The organism is Enterobacter sp. PI-10 (genome assembly GCF_027947695.1).
Taxonomy (GTDB): Bacteria; Pseudomonadota; Gammaproteobacteria; order Enterobacterales; family Enterobacteriaceae; genus Enterobacter; species Enterobacter vonholyi.
The window spans coordinates 233,196-257,084 of record NZ_JAJNOG010000001.1; the positions used below are offsets into that span (position 1 = coordinate 233,196).

General features: G+C 48.0%; 34 protein-coding genes and 2 tRNA genes. 29 read left to right on the plus strand and 7 right to left on the minus strand.

Features of this window, described 5'->3' with window-relative positions; translation table 11 throughout:
• The first annotated feature begins 658 nt into the window (after positions 1-658).
• The 3 genes from LRM19_RS01105 (at position 659) to LRM19_RS01115 (ending at position 2,645) form a co-directional block, all read left to right on the plus strand.
• The gene (locus LRM19_RS01105; RefSeq protein ID WP_271366960.1) at positions 659-1,591 is read left to right on the plus strand and encodes a hypothetical protein; all 933 of its coding nucleotides are present in this window, start codon (positions 659-661) and stop codon (positions 1,589-1,591) included.
• A 155-nt stretch (positions 1,592-1,746) separates the two neighbouring features.
• Complete coding sequence (locus LRM19_RS01110) at positions 1,747-1,944, plus strand: helix-turn-helix transcriptional regulator (protein WP_271366962.1); 198 nt, start codon at positions 1,747-1,749, stop codon at positions 1,942-1,944.
• A 104-nt stretch (positions 1,945-2,048) separates the two neighbouring features.
• Complete coding sequence (locus tag LRM19_RS01115) at positions 2,049-2,645, plus strand: Rha family transcriptional regulator (protein ID WP_271366963.1); 597 nt, start codon at positions 2,049-2,051, stop codon at positions 2,643-2,645.
• A 70-nt stretch (positions 2,646-2,715) separates the two neighbouring features.
• Here the strand turns inward: LRM19_RS01115 and LRM19_RS01120 are convergent, their stop codons facing one another.
• Positions 2,716-2,898, minus strand: a complete 183-nt coding sequence (locus tag LRM19_RS01120; protein WP_176463071.1) for a YlcI/YnfO family protein — start codon at positions 2,896-2,898, stop codon at positions 2,716-2,718.
• Positions 2,899-3,085: 187 nt separating this feature from the next.
• Here LRM19_RS01120 and LRM19_RS01125 point away from each other — a divergent pair, with 187 nt between their 5' ends.
• The 6 genes from LRM19_RS01125 (at position 3,086) to LRM19_RS01150 (ending at position 7,575) form a co-directional block, all read left to right on the plus strand.
• On the plus strand, positions 3,086-3,292 hold the full coding sequence (locus LRM19_RS01125) for a hypothetical protein (protein ID WP_271366964.1): 207 nt from the start codon (positions 3,086-3,088) through the stop codon (positions 3,290-3,292).
• Positions 3,285-3,737, plus strand: coding sequence for a hypothetical protein (locus LRM19_RS01130; protein ID WP_141240646.1), 453 nt, complete (start codon positions 3,285-3,287; stop codon positions 3,735-3,737). Before LRM19_RS01125 ends, LRM19_RS01130 begins: the two co-directional genes overlap by 8 nt.
• Positions 3,724-4,026, plus strand: a complete 303-nt coding sequence (locus LRM19_RS01135; RefSeq protein ID WP_048026855.1) for a hypothetical protein — start codon at positions 3,724-3,726, stop codon at positions 4,024-4,026. The genes LRM19_RS01130 and LRM19_RS01135 overlap by 14 nt, the downstream gene beginning before the upstream one ends.
• A 176-nt stretch (positions 4,027-4,202) precedes the next feature.
• A complete protein-coding gene (locus tag LRM19_RS01140) occupies positions 4,203-5,168 on the plus strand; it encodes a hypothetical protein (RefSeq protein ID WP_271366967.1) in 966 nt (321 codons plus the stop codon).
• A 103-nt stretch (positions 5,169-5,271) separates the two neighbouring features.
• Positions 5,272-7,143, plus strand: coding sequence for a toprim domain-containing protein (locus LRM19_RS01145; RefSeq protein WP_271366969.1), 1,872 nt, complete (start codon positions 5,272-5,274; stop codon positions 7,141-7,143).
• A gap of 84 nt (positions 7,144-7,227) precedes the next feature.
• Complete coding sequence (locus LRM19_RS01150) at positions 7,228-7,575, plus strand: antiterminator Q family protein (protein WP_271367674.1); 348 nt, start codon at positions 7,228-7,230, stop codon at positions 7,573-7,575.
• 17 nt (positions 7,576-7,592) lie between these two features.
• On the opposite strand, the gene LRM19_RS01155 is transcribed toward LRM19_RS01150, so the two are convergent.
• The 3 genes from LRM19_RS01155 to LRM19_RS01165 all read right to left on the minus strand — a co-directional run bounded on the left by LRM19_RS01155 (position 7,593) and on the right by LRM19_RS01165 (position 9,862).
• Entirely contained in the window at positions 7,593-8,198 is a 606-nt protein-coding gene (locus LRM19_RS01155) for a hypothetical protein (protein WP_271366970.1), read from the minus strand.
• A gap of 23 nt (positions 8,199-8,221) precedes the next feature.
• Positions 8,222-9,157: a hypothetical protein gene (locus LRM19_RS01160; protein WP_271366971.1), complete on the minus strand. Its 936-nt coding sequence runs from the start codon at positions 9,155-9,157 to the stop codon at positions 8,222-8,224.
• Between the two features lie 147 nt (positions 9,158-9,304).
• Entirely contained in the window at positions 9,305-9,862 is a 558-nt protein-coding gene (locus tag LRM19_RS01165; RefSeq protein ID WP_271366973.1) for a DUF6037 family protein, read from the minus strand.
• Positions 9,863-10,019: 157 nt separating this feature from the next.
• On the opposite strand from LRM19_RS01165, the gene LRM19_RS01170 reads away from it, so the two are divergent.
• The 6 genes from LRM19_RS01170 to LRM19_RS01200 all read left to right on the plus strand — a co-directional run bounded on the left by LRM19_RS01170 (position 10,020) and on the right by LRM19_RS01200 (position 12,325).
• Positions 10,020-10,096, plus strand: a tRNA-Ile gene (locus LRM19_RS01170).
• A gap of 77 nt (positions 10,097-10,173) precedes the next feature.
• Positions 10,174-10,249 (plus strand) — tRNA-Thr (locus tag LRM19_RS01175).
• 431 nt (positions 10,250-10,680) lie between these two features.
• A complete protein-coding gene (locus LRM19_RS01180; RefSeq protein WP_058654329.1) occupies positions 10,681-10,929 on the plus strand; it encodes a class II holin family protein in 249 nt (82 codons plus the stop codon).
• A 1-nt stretch (position 10,930) separates the two neighbouring features.
• Positions 10,931-11,470, plus strand: coding sequence for a lysozyme (locus tag LRM19_RS01185; RefSeq protein ID WP_271366974.1), 540 nt, complete (start codon positions 10,931-10,933; stop codon positions 11,468-11,470).
• A gap of 204 nt (positions 11,471-11,674) precedes the next feature.
• A complete protein-coding gene (gene lysC / locus LRM19_RS01195) occupies positions 11,675-11,998 on the plus strand; it encodes an Rz1-like lysis system protein LysC (RefSeq protein WP_442876236.1) in 324 nt (107 codons plus the stop codon).
• Between the two features lie 99 nt (positions 11,999-12,097).
• Entirely contained in the window at positions 12,098-12,325 is a 228-nt protein-coding gene (locus tag LRM19_RS01200) for a hypothetical protein (RefSeq protein ID WP_271366978.1), read from the plus strand.
• 144 nt (positions 12,326-12,469) lie between these two features.
• On the opposite strand, the gene LRM19_RS01205 is transcribed toward LRM19_RS01200, so the two are convergent.
• Complete coding sequence (locus tag LRM19_RS01205) at positions 12,470-12,919, minus strand: hypothetical protein (protein ID WP_271366979.1); 450 nt, start codon at positions 12,917-12,919, stop codon at positions 12,470-12,472.
• 94 nt (positions 12,920-13,013) lie between these two features.
• On the opposite strand from LRM19_RS01205, the gene LRM19_RS01210 reads away from it, so the two are divergent.
• Positions 13,014-14,471, plus strand: coding sequence for a glycosyltransferase family 2 protein (locus tag LRM19_RS01210; protein WP_271366980.1), 1,458 nt, complete (start codon positions 13,014-13,016; stop codon positions 14,469-14,471).
• 134 nt (positions 14,472-14,605) lie between these two features.
• On the opposite strand, the gene LRM19_RS01215 is transcribed toward LRM19_RS01210, so the two are convergent.
• Positions 14,606-14,845, minus strand: a complete 240-nt coding sequence (locus tag LRM19_RS01215; protein ID WP_271366981.1) for a hypothetical protein — start codon at positions 14,843-14,845, stop codon at positions 14,606-14,608.
• A 136-nt stretch (positions 14,846-14,981) separates the two neighbouring features.
• Here LRM19_RS01215 and LRM19_RS01220 point away from each other — a divergent pair, with 136 nt between their 5' ends.
• Entirely contained in the window at positions 14,982-15,635 is a 654-nt protein-coding gene (locus tag LRM19_RS01220; protein ID WP_442876237.1) for a hypothetical protein, read from the plus strand.
• Here LRM19_RS01220 and LRM19_RS01225 read toward each other — a convergent pair.
• Entirely contained in the window at positions 15,628-15,918 is a 291-nt protein-coding gene (locus LRM19_RS01225) for a hypothetical protein (RefSeq protein ID WP_271366983.1), read from the minus strand. The genes LRM19_RS01220 and LRM19_RS01225 overlap by 8 nt on opposite strands.
• 77 nt (positions 15,919-15,995) lie before the next feature.
• Between LRM19_RS01225 and LRM19_RS01230 the strand changes: the two genes are divergently transcribed.
• From LRM19_RS01230 to LRM19_RS01285, 12 genes are all read left to right on the plus strand, one after another.
• Positions 15,996-16,334, plus strand: a complete 339-nt coding sequence (locus tag LRM19_RS01230; RefSeq protein WP_271366985.1) for an HNH endonuclease signature motif containing protein — start codon at positions 15,996-15,998, stop codon at positions 16,332-16,334.
• Entirely contained in the window at positions 16,334-16,537 is a 204-nt protein-coding gene (locus tag LRM19_RS01235; RefSeq protein ID WP_271366986.1) for a hypothetical protein, read from the plus strand. Before LRM19_RS01230 ends, LRM19_RS01235 begins: the two co-directional genes overlap by 1 nt.
• 182 nt (positions 16,538-16,719) lie before the next feature.
• Positions 16,720-17,205 (plus strand): terminase, encoded by a 486-nt coding sequence (locus tag LRM19_RS01240; RefSeq protein ID WP_271366987.1) that lies wholly within the window; start codon positions 16,720-16,722, stop codon positions 17,203-17,205.
• A 6-nt stretch (positions 17,206-17,211) separates the two neighbouring features.
• The gene (locus LRM19_RS01245; protein ID WP_271366988.1) at positions 17,212-18,726 is read left to right on the plus strand and encodes a terminase large subunit; all 1,515 of its coding nucleotides are present in this window, start codon (positions 17,212-17,214) and stop codon (positions 18,724-18,726) included.
• Complete coding sequence (locus LRM19_RS01250) at positions 18,726-20,000, plus strand: phage portal protein (RefSeq protein WP_271366989.1); 1,275 nt, start codon at positions 18,726-18,728, stop codon at positions 19,998-20,000. Before LRM19_RS01245 ends, LRM19_RS01250 begins: the two co-directional genes overlap by 1 nt.
• Positions 20,001-20,016: 16 nt before the next feature.
• The gene (locus LRM19_RS01255; RefSeq protein WP_271366990.1) at positions 20,017-20,694 is read left to right on the plus strand and encodes an HK97 family phage prohead protease; all 678 of its coding nucleotides are present in this window, start codon (positions 20,017-20,019) and stop codon (positions 20,692-20,694) included.
• A 2-nt stretch (positions 20,695-20,696) separates the two neighbouring features.
• Complete coding sequence (locus tag LRM19_RS01260) at positions 20,697-21,854, plus strand: phage major capsid protein (protein WP_271366991.1); 1,158 nt, start codon at positions 20,697-20,699, stop codon at positions 21,852-21,854.
• Between the two features lie 33 nt (positions 21,855-21,887).
• Positions 21,888-22,214, plus strand: a complete 327-nt coding sequence (locus LRM19_RS01265) for a head-tail connector protein (RefSeq protein ID WP_271366993.1) — start codon at positions 21,888-21,890, stop codon at positions 22,212-22,214.
• Positions 22,214-22,552, plus strand: coding sequence for a phage head closure protein (locus LRM19_RS01270; protein ID WP_271366994.1), 339 nt, complete (start codon positions 22,214-22,216; stop codon positions 22,550-22,552). Before LRM19_RS01265 ends, LRM19_RS01270 begins: the two co-directional genes overlap by 1 nt.
• The gene (locus LRM19_RS01275) at positions 22,549-22,998 is read left to right on the plus strand and encodes an HK97-gp10 family putative phage morphogenesis protein (protein WP_016063565.1); all 450 of its coding nucleotides are present in this window, start codon (positions 22,549-22,551) and stop codon (positions 22,996-22,998) included. Before LRM19_RS01270 ends, LRM19_RS01275 begins: the two co-directional genes overlap by 4 nt.
• Positions 22,995-23,342: a tail completion protein gp17 gene (gp17, locus tag LRM19_RS01280; protein ID WP_271366997.1), complete on the plus strand. Its 348-nt coding sequence runs from the start codon at positions 22,995-22,997 to the stop codon at positions 23,340-23,342. The genes LRM19_RS01275 and gp17 overlap by 4 nt, the downstream gene beginning before the upstream one ends.
• A 54-nt stretch (positions 23,343-23,396) precedes the next feature.
• Entirely contained in the window at positions 23,397-23,867 is a 471-nt protein-coding gene (locus LRM19_RS01285; RefSeq protein ID WP_271366999.1) for a phage tail tube protein, read from the plus strand.
• Positions 23,868-23,889: the final 22 nt, after the last annotated feature.

Here is a 23,889-nt window from a genome sequence, read left to right on the forward strand (position 1 = left end):
GCACGCTGCTCTTTAAAATGAATGGGTTGGCCTACCGAAATGTAGGCTGCACTGTCTTCAAAACTCGTTCATGAGTTTCTCCTAGAAAAACTGGAAGAAGCTAAGCGATAATACTGATAGTTCTTTAAAATTTGGATTCGTATTCTTATTAAGGATACAAGTAAGCTGTGTATTGCGGCTTCGTGAATCCATGTGGTTAGGGATGTTTCGTCCCTCTCTCCAGTTAAAACTAACTGCAGTAGTATTTTTTATTCGATTCTTATATCATATATCAAGGTTTTTATCTTAAAACTTTGTGTATCATTTTAAATACATCTCTCTATAAAATTTAAATCATTTATCAAACCTGTCATTCGTGACTAGGTTTTTTTGTCATGTCTGCAACTTATACAAATTCATCGAAATTAAATTTAATGAATGGATAAGCCAGGAAATTAGTGAATCGTATGGTTAGGCTGGAATATCGTTAATTCTGTATCCGATAATAGTCACCCATGATTTTCATAATGCTGTATTTGGATACGGTTAGGGATGGACATGTTTACCTCAGTAGACGATAATATATTTAAACTAAATGGCTTCCTCTAGTTAGCTTTGTGAAAAAACATTATCCTAATGGGTAATATAGTTGCTAAAGTCAGGATTGTGAGGGGTATTAATGGTGAACGCAGATTCTCTAAAAAAATGTTTTGAAATCATAAAAAAAATTGATGATAGCAACCCGTTATGGATTCCTTCTTTTCCCGAAGCGAAAAATCTAAGCTTTATATCTGGCAAATATGATTTTCGACGTTGGGTTGATGAAAGAAATAAAATTGATGCTATTTATAGTAATATTAAGACTCATGAGGATTTTGACGAACTTCTACGCCATCTAGAGAAAAAACATGAAACTATCTGCTCACATGAAGAAATCATTTTTTGTAATGACATCTTATCTAAAATATTGAATGACAAATACATCGCGAGAGCGTTGTTAGATGGGGGAGTGGTTATTCTCCCTGTTATTGATCCTAATAGGTATATAAAATTTAAGGCCTTGAATAGAGTTATATCTGGGGTGCATGCAGCTGATATGTTTGCATATTGGCAGCAGATTAATGACTTCACTGACAAGGAGCGTGAATTATTCAATGGCAGACCATATAAATTTCATAAAAGATTAGTATATATTATGTATGGTTATGCATCAGGAGAAATAAGACAAGCTTATGCGGATGGAATTGAAACACTTGATAAGTATAAACAGCTTTTAAAAGAAATTTGCGAGCTCGAAAAAAATAGTTTGTTTAGTTACCTACCTGAGTGGCATGGAAGAGTATTTCATGGTGAAGATGATAGTCTTATAAGAGTCCTTGCCGAAATAGATAAAGCAAGAGCTGGGGTAATTTCTACCAGAAATGACAATTCTCTTGCTGAAAGAGCCTTCGTTACTGAATTGCTTAAGCTTTTTTATAATCATGGTGGTTCTAATCCTGCATCGGCTGTTTATAGATTTACTCGATCAAATTTTATGCAAAATGATATTGAAAGAAAAACAATACAAAGATGTTGGGATTCATTATCCTCATCTGTGGACAAAAACAGATGATTATTGTCCATTTTTGTCCTGACGTAATTTAGATTGGTTCGCGTTTTTTTGTCTAGTCAAAACAAGTCATTAATGGAGTGCTTTTGGTATTTCAAATGGCTTTCAACCTTCTTAGTATTCTTCTGTGTACTACATTGGAATACTAAGGAGTTATCATGTCTCAATCTTTAATTCGGCTTTCTGAAGTTCAGCGCCGAACCGGCTACTCCAAGGCTTGGTTATACCGCCTTATGAGTCAGGGTAAATTCCCATCTTCCATCAAAATTGGCTCCCGCTCCATTGCCTTTGTCGAAAGTGAAATCGATGACTGGATTAACCAGCGCATCGAAGAGTCTCGGATGGAGGTAGCCTGATAAAGAATCCCCTATGTGCATTTGTTGCGTGTCGTTTAATTAGTATCTGGTTAAGATCTAATTGTTGCGACAGCTATCAACTAATTAAAGATAGGTAAACCATCATGAATAAATTATATGCCCCTATTGGGGAGGACCTCTCTCAACCTAAAATCGGCCTGCATGGCATTTCTACGCCGACTATGAGTAGCTTAGAAATGGTCGATTACATCAATACCGAACGTCAGGTGAAAGCGGAAGAGGAGGGGATGTCCTTCCCATGTAAAAAATATCGTAAGCTTCGCCACGACAGTTTTATGGCGAAAGTGCCAAAAGTCTTGGGTGAAACTCAATCTCCAAAATTTTTTGGAGATTACATTGATGGCAAAGGGCGAGCCCAGTCTTGCTACAACTTCCCCAAACGCGAGGCCTGCCTGATGGCAATGAGTTATAGCTACGAGCTGCAGGCTAAGGTTTACGATTACATGGAAGAGTTAGATCGTCAGGCCCATGGCTACCTCAATTACTCAGTTCAAGAACTGCAGGCGATTGTGGCTGGAGCTCGTAAGGTATCGGATGAAGACTCAAGTGACGCCGGCCGCCGTTTGCGTAAACGTCAGGACGATCTTGTACTGCTCGAAAAAGCGGAATCTTTGGTAGAAAGCCTCAGTCAGTTGAAGCTTGATTTCGTTGGCGGCGGTAAAAATTTGGAGGTTCGCTAATGCTTATTGGCCACTCTGGGCAGGAAGAAGGCAGCGCCAGGAACGCTGCCTTTGGGGGCCCGAATGTTCACTATTCGGGATCGTCTTTAGATTTCTTGCGTAGCCGACGCTTGATTTCGCCTTTTGCTGCAGTAACTAAAAAACCAGCGGTACTCTCGCCATCCTCTTTGAGTGACTCTATGTCCTCCATCACTTCATGGGGAATACGTACAGTAGTCATTTGCGACTTCGCGTTCTTTGCACCTGTTGCCATTACTGACACTCCTTTGATTAGGTGTATGTCAGTATACGCTAAAAAAATATTTAAAAAAAGCTTGCAGTGTATTTCACCATGGAGTAGCTTTTTTAGTGAAGGTGAAATACACCTAGTGCAGTGCGAAGCCCATCCGGATGGCCGTCCGGGCTGGGCCTCTAACCAAAACGTAACTAAGGATTACATTATGGCATGTTCTCATGATACCCAAACTCGCCCTGAAAAAAAATATCATTGTTGCTTTCTGGTATTACGCCAAACTGGTTTTTTAGCAAACTTTTGCTGCTTGATTGTCGAAGTATCATCTGGTTTTGATGCTGGTACGGCATCTATGCAGTTTTACGCTTTCTCTTCCACTGGTCGCGTTCGTATTCAGGAGGTGGCTAATGTCTAAATCAACTCAACTCAAGTTTCACAAAAATCGCTGCTCTATTTGGGCAAGACTTCCTTTTGTAGACCGAATTGAGGGTAAGCCAGGTTACAACTCTTGGTGCGTTCCGCGAGATGGTGGCTATTTTGGCGGTTGTGAGTCAGGAAAGGCACTTGGAATGATTTACCTCAAATATTTACGTGAGAATGGGAGAGGGTTAGGAGGCAATCTACAGTTTGTTGTCATGGATATGTGTGGCTTAGGTTTTTCTGCCGGGAGACTTACTGACGAACAGGATGCGCTTAAAGGACAGATTGTTGGTTTTTTCACACTGTTAGAAGATTGGCTGGAACAAGCTGTAAAGCATGGAGGCCATAAGCTAGACAATCTTGAAGAGCCAAAATTGCTCAAGTACGCAAACCATTGGCTGTCAGTGAAGGACGCGGAGGTTAATCATGAGTCAGATTGAGCAAATTCTCACTAGGTCCTGTTCAAGGAATGAATCTACGGATGAACTCAATAAAATAAGTTCAAACTCTCATGATGCCTTTGATGGAATTATTTCTGGTCTCAGTTCCATGGGGAACGTGATTTTCTGGGCATGTGATAATGCCGATTACGATGATAAATCTGCTAGAGAAGATCTCCGCAATATCGGTGAAATGCTGATGTATCTCCCTGGCATTGCCGCTGCATTGAAATTCAACGCTGGTGAAGCTGATTCAGTTTTGAGAGAAGCCAGACGCAAGAAAAACTGAACCAGTAATTTATAACCCGCTATTAGAACAAATACAGCCATCAGGTTGGGGACTTACTCGGCCTGATAAATGGAGAAGCGTAATTATGAAACCTGAAAAACAGAGCTTCATAAAAAAGAGACAATACTTCGTAGTCTATTACATGGTCCTTTCTTTCCATTCTGAAAGGGGGAGCTATGGCGCGCATTAGAACAATTAAACCCGAATTCTTCCTGCATGATGAGTTATTCGAACTTGAGAAAGAAACAGGGTTGCCAGTTCGCCTGACCTTTATAGGTCTTTGGACTCAATGCGACCGGGAAGGTCGCTTTAAATGGCGGCCTTTAAGGCTTAAAGCTGCGATTCTTCCTTACGACGAAGTTGATATGTCACGCGTACTTCACGCGTTAAATACGCGTGGTTTTCTCGTTAAGTACGCTAATAACACGGGTGAGTATGGTGTGATTCCTTCGTTCAAAAACCACCAAGTTATTAACAATAAAGAGTCAAAATCTGAGCTTCCGGCCATTTCTGGCTGTGAAATTCTGAAACCCTTATCTGATGCGGGTTGTGGCGCGATGAGCACGCGTGAACCACGCGATGATGGCGCGTACCAAGGGGAAAGGAAGGAAGGAAAGGAAGGGAAAGGAAAGGAACTAAATACAATGTCCGATTTTCCTCGGACAAATTGTGATGCTCCAGATGAACAGAAAAGTTTACCTGCACAGGAAAAGTCAGAACTAAAGAATGGGGACGACAGCGGTGATCCAGTTGAAGCAGCATTTGAAAATATCTTTTGGATGGCTGGACTTCGTAAGGATGCAAAGGTCAAGGCTAGGTCTGCTTTTCAAACAAAATTTAAGGAATGGAAAAAATCTAACCATGGCACACCAGAGGACTTCGCCACACTGCTAGCTGATGACATTCGAATAAGAGCTAGGGCGCAGCAACTTGGGTTCGACAAGTTACTTCCTGCTACGTATTTGAACGGTGAGCGCTGGAATGATGAGAAACCAGTCGTAACGTCGAATCCTTCAGTAGCCTCCACTCCGGGAGGCTCAGCATCAAACTCATGGTTCACTCCGTCAAATGACGGTTCATCTGAGGTTTTTATTAATCAGGCGGCTATTGAGCGTTTGAATCGTGGCGGACAACGCAAATGAAAACACTCATCAAAAGGTTGCTTGTGGCCGGATACAACCATGGTGTTTTGCGCAAGGACTTTGTGTCGTGGTGTTTTGTTAAATTTGATTTGAGGAGTGTGTAATGACCCCTGCTGAACTCTCGGAAAAATTATGGGATAACGCTGAACGCGTCGCTAAGTTTCTCCTTCCGAAGGGACACCTCGAAAGCAAAGAGTGGTGTGCTGGCAATATTAACGGTGACTCAGGCAAAAGCCTCAAGGTTAATATCGGTGGTAAAAAGTCATGGGCTGATTTCGCCAGCGGTGACAGTGGTGACCTACTGGATCTCTGGGTGCTAGTGCGTAACTGTCAGCTGCATGACGCTATGCGAGAAGCGAAAGAGTTTCTTGGCCTGAAAAATGACGATTACCACTTCGAAGCGAAGAAAAAAACGTTCTCGCGTCCGACGAGGAAGGGCGTTAAATCGGCCAGCAAATGCTACGACTACCTTGCTTCGCGTGGCATTACCCGTGAAACAGCCGATCGTTTTAAAGTGACAGACGCGGTGGTCTGGTACCACGACGAAAACCGCGAAGTGCCTGCCGTGGCATTCCCGTACATTCGGAACGGCGAACTGCTGCAGGTAAAACGTATTGGTACCGAACGGCCAAACGGCAAAAAGCTGATCATGGCTGAAGCTGATTGTGAACCATGCCTATTTGGCTGGCAGGCACTGGATAAAAACACCCGTCTGGTAGTGCTGTGCGAGGGTGAGATTGACTGCATGACCTTTACGCAGCTTGGCTATGATGCCCTGTCTGTTCCATTTGGCGGTGGGAAGGGTGCCAAGCAGCAGTGGATTGAATATGAGTACCACAACCTCGATCGCTTTCAGGAAATCTGGCTGTGCCTGGACAACGATGATGTGGGCCGTGAAGCTGCAAAAGAAATCGCCAGACGTCTTGGTGAACATCGTTGCCGCATGGTTGAACTTCCGCACAAAGATATCAACGATTGCCTGATGAACGGCATGGACAGCGACTCCATTCTGGAATACATGGAGCGCGCTAAATTCTTCGATCCCGATGAGCTTTGCTCAGCAGGGGATTTGCTTCAGGAAACTATCGAGGCATTCGAACATCGGGATACTGGCCTGTTTACAAGCCCATGGGCTTCGCTGAACAACAACTTTAAGTTCCGTGCCGGTGAGCTGACCCTCGTCAATGGCGTGAATGGGCATGGCAAAACCGAGCTCGTTGGACATATTGCGATTGATGCTATGAGTCAGGGCGTCAGGACCTGTATTGCTTCTCTGGAGCTTAAACCAGGCAAAATGCTTGCCCGACTCACGCGGCAAACCATCTGCACCTCCTCACCGAAGCGTGAAGAAATCATTATGACCAACGAATGGTTTTCTGACCGCCTTTGGGTATTCAAACTCACTGGAACGGCCAAAGCCGACCGGCTTCTTGAGATTTTTGCCTATGCCCGGCGTCGCTATGGCATTGAGCTGTTCGTCATAGATAACCTGGCTAAATGTGGGTTAGACGAAGAAGACTACACAGGTCAGAAGGACTTCATCGATACACTGTGCGACTTCAAGAACGAGCATAACTGTCACGTCCTGCTGGTTACCCATGCCAGAAAAACAAACGACTCCGCTCCAACTGGAAAGATGGACGTAAAAGGCACCGGTGCGTTGACTGACATGCCCGACAACGTTATGGCCGTCTGGCGCAACATTCCCCGTGAGCTGGCGCAGAGAAAAGCGGATCGTATGGGTTATGAGAGCCTCGACAAAGACGAAAAGGCCGCAATCAATCTTCCCGCCTCAATGATTCGTTTGTTGAAGCAACGAGAAGGGGAAGGGTGGATCGGTGACATCGGAGCTAATTTCGACTCTCGCTCTCACCAGTTCCTGGAAGGCGAGAAAAAACCATTTAACTACCTGGTCGGTAAGCCGCAAAGCGAGCTTGATCTCGATTGGGAAGCCAGCAACGTGACGAGGGTTTGAGGTATGGAACAGGAAACATCGCTAAAACAATCTAGCCCTCAGGGGACACTCATCAGCGAAAAAGAACAAGTGAAGGAAAAACTAATGCGTGATATGTACGACGTTATGGATCGTTGGGGAGCCTGGGCCGCTGCTGATAGTAACGGGGTCGACTGGCAACCAATCGCAGCCGGATTCAAAGGACTTCTGCCACATGGTAAGAAATCACGCCTTCAGTGCGATGATGATGAAGGGATCATGATTGACGGTTGTGTGGCGCGTTTGCGGAAGTATAAGCCAGAAGAGTATGAGCTTGTTATAGCTCACTTCGTGGTAGGTATATCTTTGCGTTCAATTGCAAAAACGAGAAATTGCTCGGATGGCACCATAAGGAAAGATTTACAGACCGCACTTGGGTTTATCGCTGGGGTTCGGAGTATGTTGGATATTTAATTTTGCTAAGACCAGCATTAACGCTGGTCTTCATCATCGTTATCATTACTCACTTTGTTTTTCTCAGGGATATTAAGCTCAGCTTTTTCTTCGTGCATTTTATCAATCATGAAAAACATTCCTAAAGCAGTTGTTGATAAAATGTTGCATACAAAAGAAAGATAAATAAATACACAGATGTTTTTTAACCAACCATATTGGAAAATATGAAATTCTTTAATGCTGCTGCTGGTGAGTTGTAAAGCTCCGCCAACAAAATATAGTGTTATGCTTATAAACGCTAAATAACCAAAGAGATATGTTAAGAATCTCCGTCTTGTCAATTTTTTACCTCTAAGTCTGGGGGGGACACCGTCCATAACGCTATCCATCCCTTTCTTTTGAAAGGTAGCGACGGCTGCCATAGAGGCTATGTAAAAACCAGAGAGGATTTGTAAAATGCCATTGACCAAAGAAACCAAACTATCCTTACCAATTATTGATATGCTTTTTGGTAAAAGATTTAAAATAAGCACCGCTATGCCTGCAGCAATAACTGGCAAAAAGAAGTCAAACCACTTTTTCTCATTATGTGAGATCATCAGGTAGTCAACAGGCGTTAATATTTTAGCAAAAAGTGACATATCCCTCCCTCCTGTAGTTACATTCATTTTACCAGAAAAGTGATCATTTTTCTCAATAGTTCAGGGTGCATTTGTTCTTGGCACACATCTATGTTTGTCGCTAGGATAGCCTTATCCCTTTGTGCCAGTTGCGCTGTAGCAAGTTCCTTCAGACTTCGGTCTGTGTTCAAACTAAAGCTGTCGCTACCAGTTCGCCTGTTGGCATCCTTATATGTTATGCGCATAGTTCCGTAACCCATGCCGCGTAGCTTATCATAAGCACGCTTCACCGCTTTTACTGCGCCTTCACCTCGTTTAAATTTTGTTGAGATCTTCAAAATTTCTTCATCTACTCTGATCAAACCTTCTTCATCAAGGGAATCCTTGGCTACCTTCCTGACGGCTGTTATTCCGGCTAGATAGCCTGTGGAGAGGGTTTTTTCTAAAGTTGAAGAGGCATGGAAATCGATGCTAACAATAGGTCTGCAAACTAAATCGTTTTTACCATCAGGTTTCCTGAATGTGAAGCCACAGTGCTTGAAAAATGCGGTCAAAGCTTGTGAAAGAAGAGCTCTGGTAATTCCTGGAACTTCTTCTATCACAGCTGTGTAAGTGTTTGGAAAAGCTTCGTTTTTTGCATTCTTCTCGATAACCATATGTAAGGTCGCACCAAGACCCTCATCCTCGTCTTTTTTCGCTATGCGTCGTTCACCAGTTTTAAGGTTAGCAAATGCAGGATCTGAAACATCACGATTAGCATATTGGAATAGGAGTCGATAATCGGATTGGGTTTCTTTGATGTCCACCAAGCGTATAACTGAACGTCCTTTATTGACCTCGTAGAATGCTTCCTTTTTTTTCTTCAACTCGAATAGAGTAGGCATACAGTTCCGAAGAAGCATAGATGGTGCCTCTTTGGGAAACGGATCAAGATCGACATCACATTTTATCATGTATCTTTCATTATCACCTAAAAGCATTGCGAACCTCTGTGTGCTGAAAAAATAGCCAGTGAACTAGGGTTTTTGTTTTCGAATAATAATTTAAAATAAACCTCACGCGTACGCAAAAACTATTGTAGTCTGTTAAGAGTAGTCACTGCGTCACACAGCTTACATTGTTCAGTATTACTCAGGTTTTCTCTTCTCCGTTACAGTCCAGCAGCTACTGATATTCCGTTCATGGCAGAAATTTGCGATCTCGCTTCCAAATGCTTTTTGCGTTTTTTCAAGGTTAGCGCCAGTTACATGGCTGCTGTCACCGTTGTTTCGCCAATGGCTGAAGAAGATTTTATCTCCCTCATCGCTAAGATTTGCTTGAATGTTTAGTGGCGTCTTCGGTTCTTTGGTCGTTGTTATTGTATGTGGAACTGCTTCTGCAAAGTGTCGAAAGAATTTTGCAGTACTGAAAGGATTTTTAGGGTCGTACTCGATACCTAAAACACGACATAAGTCGTTATATGCCGATTTAGGCTGTAAGAAGGGATCTATTGAATAGCCCGGTTTGACGTTTACCACGAAACAACACTTTTCGCCTATAGCGCCGAAAAGTAGTTTGTATGGGGAGCCATCTGTGAAAAACAGTACATCGAAGGCTACCTGATTATGCCGGTACTGAAACTGAGTCCGAGTAACACCATTTCGTCTCATGTCTTTGTGTAATTCTTTCAATCCTGAAAGCTGCATAGATGTCTCCCATTTCTAATTCATTGTTTAATATGACTTATAGCGCGTACGCATTATGTGATCCGCGTCATTTTCGATGAGTATATATTTGGAGAAACGTCTGATTTTTACCTTTGGATTTGCGTGGTTAATTTGGCCTGTGTATCATCTCGCTCCCGGCCCTTTAGCTCAGTTGGTTAGAGCGTGCGACTCATAATCGCCCGGTCGCTTGTTCAAGTCCAGCAAGGGCCACCAGACCGCCACTAGCTCATCGGGAAGAGCGGCAACTAAATGTTGTAGTACGAGGTTCGAGGCCCCGGCGGCGGACCAATGCCGACTTAGCTCAGTAGGTAGAGCAACTGACTTGTAATCAGTAGGTCACCAGTTCGATTCCGGTAGTCGGCACCATTTCTAGCTCTTTGATGTCAGGGTAACCAGACTGTGACATTTAACCCTGGGCAGGTTGCTCTGATAGGTATCATTGGTATCCTGATTTCGCTATACGGAATTGCTCTTCTTGTCCGATATGTGTTTTTAAGTTCATTTTGAATGGGCGCTGCTTTTCGCAAAATTGCTGTGTGAAAATACTGACCTTTGGGTTCAGCGCTCATCCAAAAGCATCTCGTCAAAATCCAATTAACCTCGGGTGGTTTGTTGGATGAGGTGCCTCAAATTCAAATAGCCTCGCTTCGGCGAGGTTTTTCTTTTCTAAGGCTGCCATTTGGTGGCCTTTTTCTATTTCAGGATCCGGGAACCATCATCGACACGCCTACTTGTTAAATCGTCCCGAGAGCCTGACCCCTTACACACAGCTCCCGCCATTACGCGAGGAGATAGAGATGATCCGATATATGCCTGACAAAATTGCATCCGCAGTCTCGTATTGCGTGTCCGGCAGTCTTATTTGTGGAGGCGGCATTTTGCAATGGTTGCACGACCTCGACTGGAACAAGGTTGCAGTGGTTGGTGGTTTTCTTATCGGCATAGCCACTTACCTGACCAACCTTTACTTCAAAAGACGCCAGACCAAGGCATACGAGAAGGCCCTGAAGAAGGGCTACATCACCGCACCACCACAGGATAATTAACATGGCATCGACAAGAGCAAAACTCAGTGCTGTCATGTTATCCCTGATTGCCGCTGGAGCATCAGCGCCAGTGCTGTTTGACCAGTTCATCAGTGAGAAAGAAGGCAATGCGCTCATTGCTGTGATGGATCCCGGTAGCGTCTGGTCACTATGCCATGGCGTGACAGTTATCGACGGCAAGCGCGTGGTAAAAGGCATGACTGCTACCGAGGCGCAATGCAGGAAGGTCAACGCTATCGAGCGTGATAGGGCGCTTGCCTGGGTCGACAAGAACATTAAGGTCCCTCTGACAGCACCGCAAAAGGTAGGCATCGCATCGTTCTGTCCGTACAACATCGGCCCCGGAAAGTGCTACCCGTCGACGTTCTATCAGCGAATTAACGCCGGAGACCGGAAAGGTGCCTGTGAGGCTATACGCTGGTGGATTAAAGACGGCGGCCGGGATTGTCGCCTGACCAAAGGCCAGAAAAATGGCTGTTACGGTCAGGTCGAGCGTCGCGTCCAGGAAAGCGCACTGGCATGCTGGGGGATAGATCAGTGAACCGCCTTACCGCCATTATCTCCGTGGTGTTGGTGTGCCTGATTGTCTGCCTTGGCTGGCTGGCAATGCACTACCACAACGCTGCCAGTCAGCAGCAGACGCGCGCAGAAACCGCAGAGCAGCAGATTAACGCCGCTGAGTCAGTGACCTCTAACGTTCTGACCACCATGACCATTTTCAACACCATCTCCGAGGTCAACCAGCATGCAAAAGAGCAGATCGCACTGGACGCATCGGGAGCCTCGTCAGATATCAAGGTTGCTGTTGCGAACGATGATTGTGCTCGCCGCCCTGTTCCTGATGGCGCAGTTAAGCGGCTGCAGCAATACGCGGACAGTTTACATCAAGGTGCCGGTGGTGCCGCTTCCGGCAAACCTCACGGCTGAGACGCCTTATCCGGCTATCCCGGATCCGATGTCATGGGGGCAAAGCGTTGCCCTGAATGCCAGTCTGCTTTCTGCTCTGGGTCAGTGCAATCGCGATAAAGCCGACATCAGGCAAGCCGAAGAAAAAAGACAGCAGCAATAGCGGCATTACAGAGCCACTTCCGTGTGTTACTCGATACTTGATCATGTGTTGAGATGCGTGTCATGCTAACTCCAGAAGATCTTAATATATGGAGATACCATGAAGACGGAATACAGAGGATTTGAAATTAATATTGATATTCAAGACTCTGCTTTAGAGTGGATCGCTAGCGCCAAGGTAAGCAAAGTCACTGAAGGGTTTGTCGAAGATACTTATTTTGATATCAATCAGCATTTTTCTCGAACAGCAGGTGGTTTAAATGCTGGATTGCATATGTTAGAAGTTGCAAAAGAAAGAATAAATAAGTTACTAGATGAGAAAAAATGACCGCCTCAGGGAATTTATATTGCCATCACCATTGTTAGACTCAGCGCGATGGCAATATCCCCCTAAGCGTAATGTGATTTGGTGTCCTCTCCAAGGAATAATTCTTTGCAGCAGGTGCTAACCAAATACCTGCCGCATTTTGGATTAGTAATCAGATGTTAACAAGCCCTGCTGTTTAAGGGCGTTAAATAGATTTGGGAAGAAAATGTCATAAGAATATTCGGAGCTGATTAAACCTATAGGTTCGCCATTTTCTTTTAATGAGTATTGCCCATCAGTACCAATAAAGAAATTTATGATGTTTATTTTTTCTTTTGTGAAATCATCTCGGTGCATAAATGAAATTTGCTTAACAACGGTTCTATTTTGAAAGATAAATTTTTCTTCAATGTGTACATTCACACCAATAGGCGATAAGTCCAGTTTGAACACGTCATCATTGTAGGATATGTCATATAATTTTGATTTTGAATCTCCATACATTTCGCGATGTTCTTGCACTATTTCTTGGAAAAAATTATCTCTTAGCTTGTTAAGCACATTACCTTGGCGGTCAGCTCTTTGTCTGATCAATGAAAAATCTACGTTATCCATTTGGTAATCCTGTTTAATTGGTTGAGTTTAAATCAGTTGCTTATTGAAATTATCATTAGGGGTTTCTCTTGTCTAACCTATGCGCGGAATTTTTATGCAGGTAACTATTGATGGTATCCCTTTTGCACCCGCCTGCGACATTTCATCACGGGTAGGCATTGCAATAACGACACACCAGCGCGCCGACGTATTGAAAAGAGCGCTTGAACAGCACATGAAGCACCTGCCTGCCGGATCGCTGGTGTTTGTGGTCGATGATGGTTCAAAACCTCCAGCGGTAGTCCCCGACGGCGTGCAGCTGCTTCGCAATGAAACATCACTCGGCATTGTTGCCTCGAAGAACGCCAGCCTGTCAGCCTTGATGGATGCCGGGTGCGAGCATCTTTTTCTGTGGGATGATGATGCCTGGCCCATTGCTGATAACTGGCACCAGCCTTACATCGAATCTCCAGAGCCGCACTTGGCTTATCAGTTTCTCGATCTGGCTGGTCCGCGAAAGATTAACGATATGACCGTTCTGTACCGGGATGATAAGCACATTACTTACACCGGGCAGCGTGGCGTGATGTTGTACTACCACCGCAGCGTTATCGAGAAGGTGGGTGGGTTCGATCCGGTGTATGGCCGGGGCATGTATGAGCATCCTGATTTGGCACTTCGGATTTATAACGCTGGCTTAACGTCGTGGGCGTTCGCTGATGTGGTTGGCTCTGAAAAGCTGATTCACTCAATGGATGAATACGAAGAAGGCACGCGCAGCATACCGAGGCCAGAACGTGAAGCGCTCGATAAAAAGAACGCTGTGATTTACGGGCAGCGCCGGGATTCAGGATATACAGGCTATGCCGAATATAGATCTCAGCGCGACGTGGTAATAACAACTTTGCTTACCAGCCAGCCAGACCCGCAGCGCGGCACGAAAATGGCGGCCGCACCTGACATGCTGACCAAGTGGGCTGTCTCGCTTCGAAATTGTGGCCGTATCGCGCTGGTGGATCAGCTGCAGGCGGCCCCGACAGATGTAGAGCTGTACCGCGTTCCTGACGTGAAGATGAATGTCTACTTCCGGCGCTGGCTGCATATCTGGCAGCACCTGCGCGATCACCCTGAATACCGGTTCGTCTGGTGTACCGATGGTACCGATGTCGAAATGCTTCGCGCGCCATGGGAAGAAATGGAGCCTGGGAAGGTGTACGTCGGATCAGAACCAAAGACCTACGCCGATACCTGGGCAAAGCAGAATCATCCGGAACGCATATATCAGGAGTTCATTGAAGCGCACCGCAACGATGTGATGCTTAATGCTGGCCTGCTGGGTGGCACCCGTTCTGATGTGATGGCGTTCGCTCACGGCATTATTCGCCTTTACTACCGGATCGAGAGTTATCGTTTCTGGAAGAAAGAACAGGCTGGCGCCGCAGTGGGGGACATGCTGGCGTTCGGTATCGTTGCGCAGTCATTCGCTGAAAGGCTGGTAACCGGCCCTCTGGTTCACACCGTTTTCAAAACTGATGGGATCGGTAAGGAGAGCGCCTGGTGGAAGCATAAATGATTACTCTATAGCAGAAGGTAGTGAGGATAAGATGAAGAAAGGAAAAAAGGTATATGGAACGAAAAAAATAGCATCCTCAAATAAGGATGCTATTAGACAGGTAAAAATCTCTATCAAGTCGAGTTCAATTGCTTTTAGCGAATTTCGAAAGTCTCTTCAAGATACGCTACCGCGATCTCTTTAATTCCCATTTCCGGATCGCTATGAGAATTTTGAAGCGAGCTTTTAACTATGTTTATAATCGCTTTTTGATCTTCCATTGAGGATTTTGCAAGCAACATTTTGATTATCAAACTTTGAACAATCTGCTGTATTTCCAGGGTCTTATTCTTGTTTTGAAGTGACATCAAAACATCGCCTAATTCAGTATTCATTCCTTGTTCTCCTGTGAGGTAATCAGCCCCCTCATTATATGAGGACACCAGTGTCCCACCACTGACGGGCTGAGCATCCACTTTACCCGGGGTTAAAGCGAAGTAACACCCTGATATACAAACAGTAGCCGCCCTCGTGCGGCTTTTTTTTATTGGAGATGCGCTGGTGGCTGAAGAGATTAAGCTTGTGGTGGTTGGTCATCATTCCCGCTTAGGACATGTGCAACGTCTTGCTGAACTGATGGATGCACATCTGCTGATTGATGAAGGTAACCACGGTGCGAACTGGAATCACCGGCGCGCTATCGAATGGGCCGCAGAGCAACCTTGCCGGGTAGTGGTGTTGGAAGACGACGCGCTGCCTGTGCAGGGTTTCACCGATAAGGTAACTGACTGGCTGGCGCGTTTCCCTGACGACATGCTGAGCTTTTATCTCGGTACCGGCAGACCGCCGCAGTATCAGAAAGAGATAGCCGGAATGCTGGTGGATGCGGACCGCGTCTGTGGTGACCACATCGTATTAAGCAAGCTGATTCACGGCGTATGTTATAGCCCTCCTCAGGGCAGGTTGGCGCGCATGCTAAGCGCATGGAATAAAACGCTGGCAGCTGATTACGCCGTCGGTGAGGCATTCGGTGGCCGGGTGATTTACCCGTGTTACTCGCTGGTGGACCACGCTGACCTCCCGACGGTTGAACACCACCCTGACAATGAACCTAGGACAGAGCGGCGTAAAGCATGGCGATTGGAACAAGGCCCAACTGAAGCTGGGCCGAAGGTTATCACTTAACTTTTTTCAGCCCCGAGAAAATACGGGGAGTTTCTTGGCCGGTGACAAGTATTGAAGGTTTAGGTTTTGGCTGCACCCTATTAGCGGCGGCTTCTGCTTTGCTTAGTATTTGCGAAGGTTTCAGTTCAGAGACCATCGAATACTCGGCAGTAGGCAATTCCCAGGTGCCATCATCGGTTCTAATTCTTTTGCTGAAACCTTCTGCCTTCATCTCATCGTGAAGCTTTTCATAATCATCGCTATCTGCATCATGCAACTCAACACGTACTGTGAAATTAGTCATATTGGAACTCCTGTAACAAGGGAGATAATAAGATAATTCTTAGCGAGTGAAGCTACAATTAATTTAATGGATGCCTCATGAAAGAACCTCGCATCTATGGAAGCCGATGGGACAAAGCCCGCCTTCGTTTCCTGCAACAGCATCCAGTGTGTGCGATGTGCGAACAGCAGGGAAGGATCACAGCGGCCACAGTCGTTGACCATATCGAACCGCACAAACTCAAAGACGCGTTGAAGTCGGGCAACCCACTTGCTATATCGAAAGCACAGTACCTGTTCTGGAATAAAGAGAACTGGCAGCCACTGTGCAAAGCACATCACGACTCAACGAAACAGAGAATGGAGAAGAGCGGCGCGGTAATAGGCTGTGATGCCAATGGCTACCCGCTCGATCCTGCGTCTCACTGGAGCACGTAATGAAAGACCTCAGCATTGAATACCGCGATGGAAAATTCGTTCGCCTGGTGATTGATGGCGTGGAGATGAAGGACGTGACATCCATTCAGTTCTCGCATGCTGTAGGGCAGGAGGTGCCGACAGTAACCGTCTCTGGGCATGTTGTCTCCGGGCGTGGGAAAGGCGCTCAGAAACTCGAACAGGTAAACAAACATTCGGCATAGCGCGGCGGCGTCAACTCGATTACATACCATGCGAAATCATTTCAAATGCAACGATATCAAATGAGAATGAATCGCATCAGGGCAGGGGGGGATCAAATCTTCAAAACCTTTGCCCCAAATGACCGCCGCCAAAGTTTGATTTTAACGCTAACCCGATTTTTTTAGTTTTAAGGTGTTGACATATGGCAGATAAACGAACCCGTTCCGACAGTTCGGCGGCAGCGGTTCAGGCCATGAAAAATGCAGCAGTGGACACCATCGATCCTCCGTCCCATGCAGGTTTGGAAAAAAAAGCCGAACCATTCTGGCATGACAATATCAGATCGAAAGCTCTGGACAGCTGGACGCCAGCCGACCTTCTGGCCGCTGTAGAACTGGCAAATAACCAGCTCTATATCACCGTTTTACGCAAGGATTTACGCAAAGAAGAACGCGTTCGCGGAGAGGCGCGAGACGAAGGGCTAATCAAAGACCTCCGTAAGCAAATTGTTGAACTGCAGCGAACCATCCTGGCTCAGCGCCGTGACCTGCAGATCCATTCCCACGCAACCAACGGCGAAAGCCGCGACCAGAAGAAACGCAATAAGAATGATCGTGATGCACGAAACACGAAAAGCGAGCATCAGGACCAGGACGACAACCTGATCGCCTTTCCCAAGCACGGATAAAAGACTATGACGCGAGGTGAGCGTGTAATAGCGTTCATCGAGCGCTATTGCATCGTGCCGGAAGGCAAGCTTATCGGCCAGCCAATGAGGCTGGACCCCTTTCAGAAAGAATTCATCCTGGCGGTTTACGACAATCCAGCCGGAACGGATATGGCGATCCTTAGCATCGCACGAAAAAATGGGAAGACAGGCTTAATCGCCGGAATCCTGCTGGCTCACCTGGTGGGGCCAGAAGCGGTGCAGAACACGCAAATTGTCAGCGGTGCACTTAGCCGGGAACAGGCGGCCATCGTTTTTAACCTCGCAGTGAAGATGGTTAACCTGAGCCCCAGTCTGCAGGAGATAGTGCACATAACACCAAGCGGCAAAAAGCTGATCGGCCTGCCGTGTAACGTCGAATACAAGGCTTTATCCGCAGAAGGTAAGACGACGCACGGCCTTTCCCCCATTCTGGCCATTCTCGATGAAACCGGGCAGGTTAGGGGGCCGCAGGATGATTTTATCGATGCAATAACTACCGCGCAGGGTGCCCATGAAAACCCGCTGCTGATTGTTATCAGTACGCAGGCAGCAAACGATGCTGACCTGCTGAGCATCTGGATTGATGATGCGGTCAAATCGAAAGATCCGCACATCGTGTGCCACGTTTATGAAGCGCCAAAGGACGCTGATATCAGTAAACGTGAGTCCTGGCTGGCTGCGAACCCGGCGCTGGGAACATTCAGGTCAGAAAAAGACATGGCGCGCCAGGCTGAGAAAGCTGGCCGAATGCCAAGCTTCGAAAATACCTTCCGAAACCTCAACCTCAATCAGCGAGTGTCTACCGTATCGCCGTTCATCTCCCGCAGTGTGTGGGAGCTTTGCGGAGAGATGCCTATTAACACGCCGAGGAAGTGGTACGCGGGGCTGGATCTGTCAGCCAGGAACGACTTAACGGCGCTGGTTATAGCTGGTGAAGCAGATGATGGTGTCTGGGATGTTTTCCCCTTCTTCTGGACACCGCAAAAGACTCTTGAAGAGAGAACCAAAACGGACCGCGCACCCTATGACGTTTGGGTGAGAGAGGGGCTGCTGCGCACCACGCCAGGCGCTTCGGTGGATTACTCATTCGTCGTTGCGGATATCGCTGAAATTATCGGTGATTTCGACCTTACCTCGATGGCTTTTGACCGCTGGCGCATTGACCAGTTCAGGAAGGATGCCGATGCCATTGGGCTGAACCTCCCTCTGGTCGAGTTCGGCCAGGGCTTTAAGGATATGGGGCCAGCTGTAGACACGCTGGAGTCTCTGATGCTTAACGGGCGTGTGAGGCATGGCATGCACCCCGTATTAACGATGTGTGCTGTGAATGCGGTAGTGGTGAAAGATGCTGCTGGCAACCGCAAGCTCGATAAATCCAAAGCAACGGGCCGTATTGATGGCATGGTCGCAATGACAATGTCCGTTGGTGCTGCTAATGGGGAAGTTACCGAACAGGGTGGTGACTTCGATGACTTCATTTTCCGACCGCTGAGCATGTGATGGAAGAACCTAAATACACGATTGACCTGCGAACCAATAATGGCTGGTGGGCAAGGCTGCAGTCCTGGTTTGTCGGCGGGCGTTTAGTCACCCCAAATCAGGGCTCACAGACGGGGCCCGTTTCGGCCCACGGACACCTAGGCGATTCATCCATTAACGATGAACGGATATTGCAAATTTCTACGGTGTGGCGTTGCGTGAGCCTGATTTCAACGCTTACGGCATGTTTACCACTCGATGTCTTCGAAACAGATCAGAATGACAACCGCAAAAAAGTGGATTTGAGCAATCCGCTGGCGCGGTTGCTGCGCTACTCACCGAATCAGTACATGACCGCCCAGGAATTCAGGGAGGCCATGACAATGCAGCTTTGTTTCTACGGTAACGCTTATGCACTGGTTGACCGCAACAGCGCGGGTGATGTGATCAGCCTTCTCCCGCTTCAGTCTGCCAATATGGATGTGAAACTTGTCGGTAAAAAAGTGGTTTATCGCTATCAACGCGACAGCGAATACGCCAACTTTTCCCAAAGAGAGATTTTTCACCTTAAAGGCTTCGGATTCACCGGGCTGGTCGGCCTTTCACCTATTGCTTTTGCCTGTAAATCGGCAGGTGTGGCAGTTGCGATGGAGGACCAGCAGCGCGATTTCTTTGCCAATGGCGCCAAGTCTCCGCAAATCCTTTCAACCGGCGAAAAGGTGCTGACTGAACAGCAGCGCTCGCAGGTTGAAGAGAACTTCAAAGAGATCGCCGGCGGCCCGGTAAAAAAACGCCTCTGGATTCTGGAAGCGGGCTTTTCCACATCGGCAATTGGCGTAACGCCACAGGATGCCGAAATGATGGCCTCCCGAAAATTCCAGGTTAGCGAGCTGGCGCGGTTCTTTGGCGTACCGCCTCACCTTGTCGGCGATGTTGAGAAGTCAACGAGCTGGGGATCGGGTATCGAGCAACAGAATCTCGGCTTCCTGCAGTACACGCTGCAGCCCTATATCTCCCGGTGGGAAAACAGCATTCAGCGATGGCTGATCCCGTCTAATGACGTTGGCCGCCTACATGCTGAGCACAATCTTGATGGTCTGCTGAGGGGCGATTCTGCCTCCCGTGCCGCGTTCATGAAGGCAATGGGAGAGTCTGGACTCCGTACCATCAACGAAATGCGCCGAACGGACAATATGCCGCCATTGCCTGGTGGCGATGTGGCGATGCGACAGGCGCAGTATGTGCCGATTACCGACTTAGGAACCAACAAAGAGCCCCGAAATAACGGGGCTTAATTTTATGGGGGCCGTGATGCCTGAAATCGTAAAAACGCTGTCCTTCGACGAGACAGAAATCAAATTCACCGGTGACGGTAAACAGGGGATTTTTGAAGGCTATGCCTCTGTTTTTAATAACACCGATTCCGATGGCGACATCATTCTGCCCGGGGCGTTTAAAAACGCACTGGCGAACCAGACCCGCAAAGTCGCGATGTTTTTCAACCACAAGACGTGGGAGCTGCCGGTTGGTAAATGGGACAGCCTGGCTGAAGACGAAAAAGGCCTGTATGTGCGCGGTCAACTTACGCCAGGGCACAGCGGCGCCACCGACCTGAAAGCGGCAATGCAGCACGGTACGGTTGAGGGGATGTCGGTTGGCTTTTCCGTTGCGAAAGACGATTACACCATCATTCCCTCAGGCCGCATTTTTAAGAATATCCAGGCTCTGCGCGAAATCAGCGTCTGCACTTTCCCCGCCAATGAACAGGCTGGCATTGCAGCCATGAAAAGTGTCGACGGTATTGAAACGATCCGTGATGTGGAGAACTGGCTGAGGGATTCAGTCGGGCTCACCAAATCACAGGCAGTTGGGTTAATAGCCCGGTTTAAGTCAGCGATTCGGAGCGAGTCCGAGGGCGACGGAAACGAAGCACAAATCAACGCTCTGCTTCAGAGCATCAAATCTTTCCCTTCTAATTTAGGTAATTAATTATGTCTGAACTCGCTCTCATTCAAAAAGCCATCGAAGAGTCACAGCAGAAAATGTCCCAGCTTTTCGATGCGCAGAAAGCAGAAATCGAAAGCACTGGCCAGGTTTCTAAGCAGCTGCAGTCCGACCTTGCGAAAGTACAGGAAGAACTGACCAAATCCGGAATTCGCCTCTTCGATCTTGAGCAGAAACTGGCCTCCGGTGCCGAAAATCCGGGTGAGAAGAAATCCTTCTCCGAACGCGCTGCGGAAGAACTGCAGAAGTCCTGGAACGGAAGCAAAGGCAGCTTCGACGCGAAAACCTTTAACAAGTCGCTGGGCAGTGATTCCGATTCTGCAGGCAGCCTGATCCAGCCGATGCAGGTTCCAGGCATCATCATGCCGGGCCTGCGCCGTCTGACCATTCGTGATCTGCTGGCGCAGGGCCGCATTTCCAGTAACTCCCTGGAATACGTCCGTGAAGAGGTGTTTACCAATAACGCCGATGTGGTGGCCGAGAAAGCGCTGAAACCTGAATCGGATATCACCTTCAGCAAACAGACCGCGAACGTAAAGACCATCGCGCACTGGGTGCAGGCATCACGTCAGGTGATGGACGATGCGCCAATGCTGCAGTCCTACGTTAACAACCGCCTCATGTACGGTCTGGCACTGAAGGAAGAAGGCCAGCTGCTGAACGGCGACGGCACCGGGGATAACCTGGAAGGTCTGAACAAAGTGGCAACCGCCTACGATACCTCGCTGAATGCCGCCGGAGACACCCGCGCTGACATTATCGCTCACGCCATTTATCAGGTGACCGAATCTGAGTTTAGCGCTTCCGGTATCGTCCTGAACCCGCGCGACTGGCACAACATTGCGCTGCTGAAAGACAACGAAGGCCGCTATATCTTCGGTGGTCCTCAGGCGTTTACCAGCAACATCATGTGGGGCCTGCCAGTGGTTCCGACTAAGGCGCAGGCCGCCGGCACCTTTACGGTGGGCGGTTTTGATATGGCCTCACAGGTGTGGGATCGCATGGATGCCACCGTGGAAGTCAGCCGTGAAGACCGCGATAACTTCGTGAAAAACATGCTGACCATCCTGTGTGAAGAGCGCCTGGCGCTGGCGCACTATCGCCCGACGGCAATCATCAAGGGCAGTTTCTCTTCTGGCTCATGATGGAGGGGGCGGGGTGACCCGCCCTTTTAACGTATGGCGATAGATGTTCTGGATGTAATTGGCCTCCCCCTGTTTAAGCAGCAGATTGAATTTGAGGAAGACGACAGGGACGAGCTGATCACCCTGTACGCTCAGGCAGCTTTTGACTACTGCATACGCTGGTGTGATGAACCAGCATGGAAAGTTGCAGCTGATATTCCTGCAGGCGTTAAGGGCGCCGTTCTCCTTGTCTTTGCTGACATGTTTGAACACCGCACCGCGCAAAGCGAAGTACAGCTATATGAGAACGCTGCAGCAGAACGCATGATGTTCATCCATCGCAACTGGCGCGGTAAATCTGAACCTGAGGAGGGCTCCTGATGGAACCAGGACGATTCAGGCACCGGGTAAAAATTCTCACCTTCACGACTTCGCGCGATCCATCTGGTCAGCCGGTTGAATCGTGGACTGGTGGCAACCCGATCCCGGCTGAGGTAAAGGGGATCAGCGGCAGAGAGCAGCTTTCAGGCGGCGCGGAAACGGCGCAGGCAACCATTCGCGTCTGGATGCGCTTCAGGTCAGAGCTGAACGCCTCTTCTCGTCTGGAAGTGCTCAGCGGCCCATATAAAGGTCAGGTGCTAAATATCATCGGTCCTCCTGTAGCAAATGCGACCGGCACTCGCCTGGAAATTCTTTGCAAAACGGGAACTGAAAAATGATTGAGACGAGCCTCGATTTTTCCGGGTTAAATGACATCGCAAAGGATCTGGAGGCGCTTAGCCGCGCTGAAAACAACAAGGTTCTGCGTGATGCCACTCGCGCTGGCGCCGAAGTGCTTAAGGAAGAAGTGATCGCCCGCGCTCCGGTGCGTACCGGGAAACTGAAAAAAAACGTGGTGGTGGTGACCCAAAAAAGCCGCCGCCGCGGGGAAATTTCTTCCGGTGTCCACATTCGTGGTGTTAACCCGCGCACCGGGAACAGCGATAACACGATGAAGGCGAATAACCCGAGAAACGCCTTTTACTGGCGATTCGTCGAAATGGGTACCGTTAACATGCCGCCGCACCCTTTCATTCGTCCCGCGTTCGATGTACGCCAGGAGCAGGCGACGGAGGTCGCAATCAGGCGCATGAACCAGGCCATTGACGAGGCATTAAGCAAATGACGGAAGACGATCTCTATCCTCTGCTGGCGCCGCTGGCCGGAGGGCAGGTTTATCCCTACGTTGCGCCGCTCGGCAGTGACGGGAAGCCTTCAGTCTCTCCACCCTGGGTAATTTTCTCGATTATTACCGACGTGGCCGCAGACGTTCTTTGCGGTCAGGCTGAATCTGCCGTTTCTGTGCAGGTTGATGTCTATTCCAGCACCATCGCTGAAGCGCGCACGATCAGGAATATGGCGCTTGATGCACTGCAGGTGCTGAAGCCGGAAAGCATTGTGAAAACGCCGGGCTATGAGTCTGATCTGCGCTATCACCGGGCGACGCTCGAATTTCAGGTAACCGTTTAACTTTACCCACCATAACAGACCGCTCCGGCGGTCTTTTTTTTAACTGGAGAAACCATGACCAGTAAGTATGAAGTCACAAAGGGGATGACCTTTGCCGTCTCCGACGCACCCGTAACCGCCGAGGATTTTAACGCCTCAGGTTTCCCGGGGGCTGGTGTTACCTGGCTGGAAGCAGCCTGTGCAACAAAGGAGATCACCTTCACCGGCGGGCAGAAAGGGGATATCGACGTAACCACGCTGTGCTCAACTGAACAGGAGCAAACCAACGGCCTCGCCGCGCCTGCTGAAATGAGCATTACCCGTAACTGGGTTGGCGATGAAGCAGCGCAGGAGGCACTGCAGACCGCTTACGAAAATGACGAACTGCGTGCGCTGCGTGTGGTATTTCCGTCTGGCAATGGTTTCAACGTGCTGGTGGAGGTACGCCAGAGCTCATGGTCTGCCGCAACATCTTCCGTTGTTGGCGCTACCTATTCTCTGCGTGTACGCGGCAAACCGAAACGCATCTACGCGTCTGGTTCCTGAGCGGCTTCGGCCGCTTTTTTTA

Excerpts from the sequence above, each read along its gene's own strand:
- LRM19_RS01105 (WP_271366960.1), top strand. The coding sequence starts at position 659 with ATGGTGAACGCAGATTCTCTAAAAAAATGTTTTGAAATCATAAAAAAA.
- LRM19_RS01110 (WP_271366962.1), top strand. The coding sequence starts at position 1,747 with ATGTCTCAATCTTTAATTCGGCTTTCTGAAGTTCAGCGCCGAACCGGC.
- LRM19_RS01115 (WP_271366963.1), top strand. The coding sequence starts at position 2,049 with ATGAATAAATTATATGCCCCTATTGGGGAGGACCTCTCTCAACCTAAA.
- LRM19_RS01120 (WP_176463071.1), bottom strand. The coding sequence starts at position 2,898 with ATGGCAACAGGTGCAAAGAACGCGAAGTCGCAAATGACTACTGTACGT.
- LRM19_RS01125 (WP_271366964.1), top strand. The coding sequence starts at position 3,086 with ATGGCATGTTCTCATGATACCCAAACTCGCCCTGAAAAAAAATATCAT.
- LRM19_RS01130 (WP_141240646.1), top strand. The coding sequence starts at position 3,285 with ATGTCTAAATCAACTCAACTCAAGTTTCACAAAAATCGCTGCTCTATT.
- LRM19_RS01135 (WP_048026855.1), top strand. The coding sequence starts at position 3,724 with ATGAGTCAGATTGAGCAAATTCTCACTAGGTCCTGTTCAAGGAATGAA.
- LRM19_RS01140 (WP_271366967.1), top strand. The coding sequence starts at position 4,203 with ATGGCGCGCATTAGAACAATTAAACCCGAATTCTTCCTGCATGATGAG.
- LRM19_RS01145 (WP_271366969.1), top strand. The coding sequence starts at position 5,272 with ATGACCCCTGCTGAACTCTCGGAAAAATTATGGGATAACGCTGAACGC.
- LRM19_RS01150 (WP_271367674.1), top strand. The coding sequence starts at position 7,228 with ATGCGTGATATGTACGACGTTATGGATCGTTGGGGAGCCTGGGCCGCT.
- LRM19_RS01155 (WP_271366970.1), bottom strand. The coding sequence starts at position 8,198 with ATGTCACTTTTTGCTAAAATATTAACGCCTGTTGACTACCTGATGATC.
- LRM19_RS01160 (WP_271366971.1), bottom strand. The coding sequence starts at position 9,157 with ATGCTTTTAGGTGATAATGAAAGATACATGATAAAATGTGATGTCGAT.
- LRM19_RS01165 (WP_271366973.1), bottom strand. The coding sequence starts at position 9,862 with ATGCAGCTTTCAGGATTGAAAGAATTACACAAAGACATGAGACGAAAT.
- LRM19_RS01180 (WP_058654329.1), top strand. The coding sequence starts at position 10,681 with ATGATCCGATATATGCCTGACAAAATTGCATCCGCAGTCTCGTATTGC.
- LRM19_RS01185 (WP_271366974.1), top strand. The coding sequence starts at position 10,931 with ATGGCATCGACAAGAGCAAAACTCAGTGCTGTCATGTTATCCCTGATT.
- lysC (WP_442876236.1), top strand. The coding sequence starts at position 11,675 with ATGCAAAAGAGCAGATCGCACTGGACGCATCGGGAGCCTCGTCAGATA.
- LRM19_RS01200 (WP_271366978.1), top strand. The coding sequence starts at position 12,098 with ATGAAGACGGAATACAGAGGATTTGAAATTAATATTGATATTCAAGAC.
- LRM19_RS01205 (WP_271366979.1), bottom strand. The coding sequence starts at position 12,919 with ATGGATAACGTAGATTTTTCATTGATCAGACAAAGAGCTGACCGCCAA.
- LRM19_RS01210 (WP_271366980.1), top strand. The coding sequence starts at position 13,014 with ATGCAGGTAACTATTGATGGTATCCCTTTTGCACCCGCCTGCGACATT.
- LRM19_RS01215 (WP_271366981.1), bottom strand. The coding sequence starts at position 14,845 with ATGAATACTGAATTAGGCGATGTTTTGATGTCACTTCAAAACAAGAAT.
- LRM19_RS01225 (WP_271366983.1), bottom strand. The coding sequence starts at position 15,918 with ATGACTAATTTCACAGTACGTGTTGAGTTGCATGATGCAGATAGCGAT.
- LRM19_RS01230 (WP_271366985.1), top strand. The coding sequence starts at position 15,996 with ATGAAAGAACCTCGCATCTATGGAAGCCGATGGGACAAAGCCCGCCTT.
- LRM19_RS01235 (WP_271366986.1), top strand. The coding sequence starts at position 16,334 with ATGAAAGACCTCAGCATTGAATACCGCGATGGAAAATTCGTTCGCCTG.
- LRM19_RS01240 (WP_271366987.1), top strand. The coding sequence starts at position 16,720 with ATGGCAGATAAACGAACCCGTTCCGACAGTTCGGCGGCAGCGGTTCAG.
- LRM19_RS01245 (WP_271366988.1), top strand. The coding sequence starts at position 17,212 with ATGACGCGAGGTGAGCGTGTAATAGCGTTCATCGAGCGCTATTGCATC.
- LRM19_RS01250 (WP_271366989.1), top strand. The coding sequence starts at position 18,726 with ATGGAAGAACCTAAATACACGATTGACCTGCGAACCAATAATGGCTGG.
- LRM19_RS01255 (WP_271366990.1), top strand. The coding sequence starts at position 20,017 with ATGCCTGAAATCGTAAAAACGCTGTCCTTCGACGAGACAGAAATCAAA.
- LRM19_RS01260 (WP_271366991.1), top strand. The coding sequence starts at position 20,697 with ATGTCTGAACTCGCTCTCATTCAAAAAGCCATCGAAGAGTCACAGCAG.
- LRM19_RS01265 (WP_271366993.1), top strand. The coding sequence starts at position 21,888 with ATGGCGATAGATGTTCTGGATGTAATTGGCCTCCCCCTGTTTAAGCAG.
- LRM19_RS01270 (WP_271366994.1), top strand. The coding sequence starts at position 22,214 with ATGGAACCAGGACGATTCAGGCACCGGGTAAAAATTCTCACCTTCACG.
- LRM19_RS01275 (WP_016063565.1), top strand. The coding sequence starts at position 22,549 with ATGATTGAGACGAGCCTCGATTTTTCCGGGTTAAATGACATCGCAAAG.
- gp17 (WP_271366997.1), top strand. The coding sequence starts at position 22,995 with ATGACGGAAGACGATCTCTATCCTCTGCTGGCGCCGCTGGCCGGAGGG.
- LRM19_RS01285 (WP_271366999.1), top strand. The coding sequence starts at position 23,397 with ATGACCAGTAAGTATGAAGTCACAAAGGGGATGACCTTTGCCGTCTCC.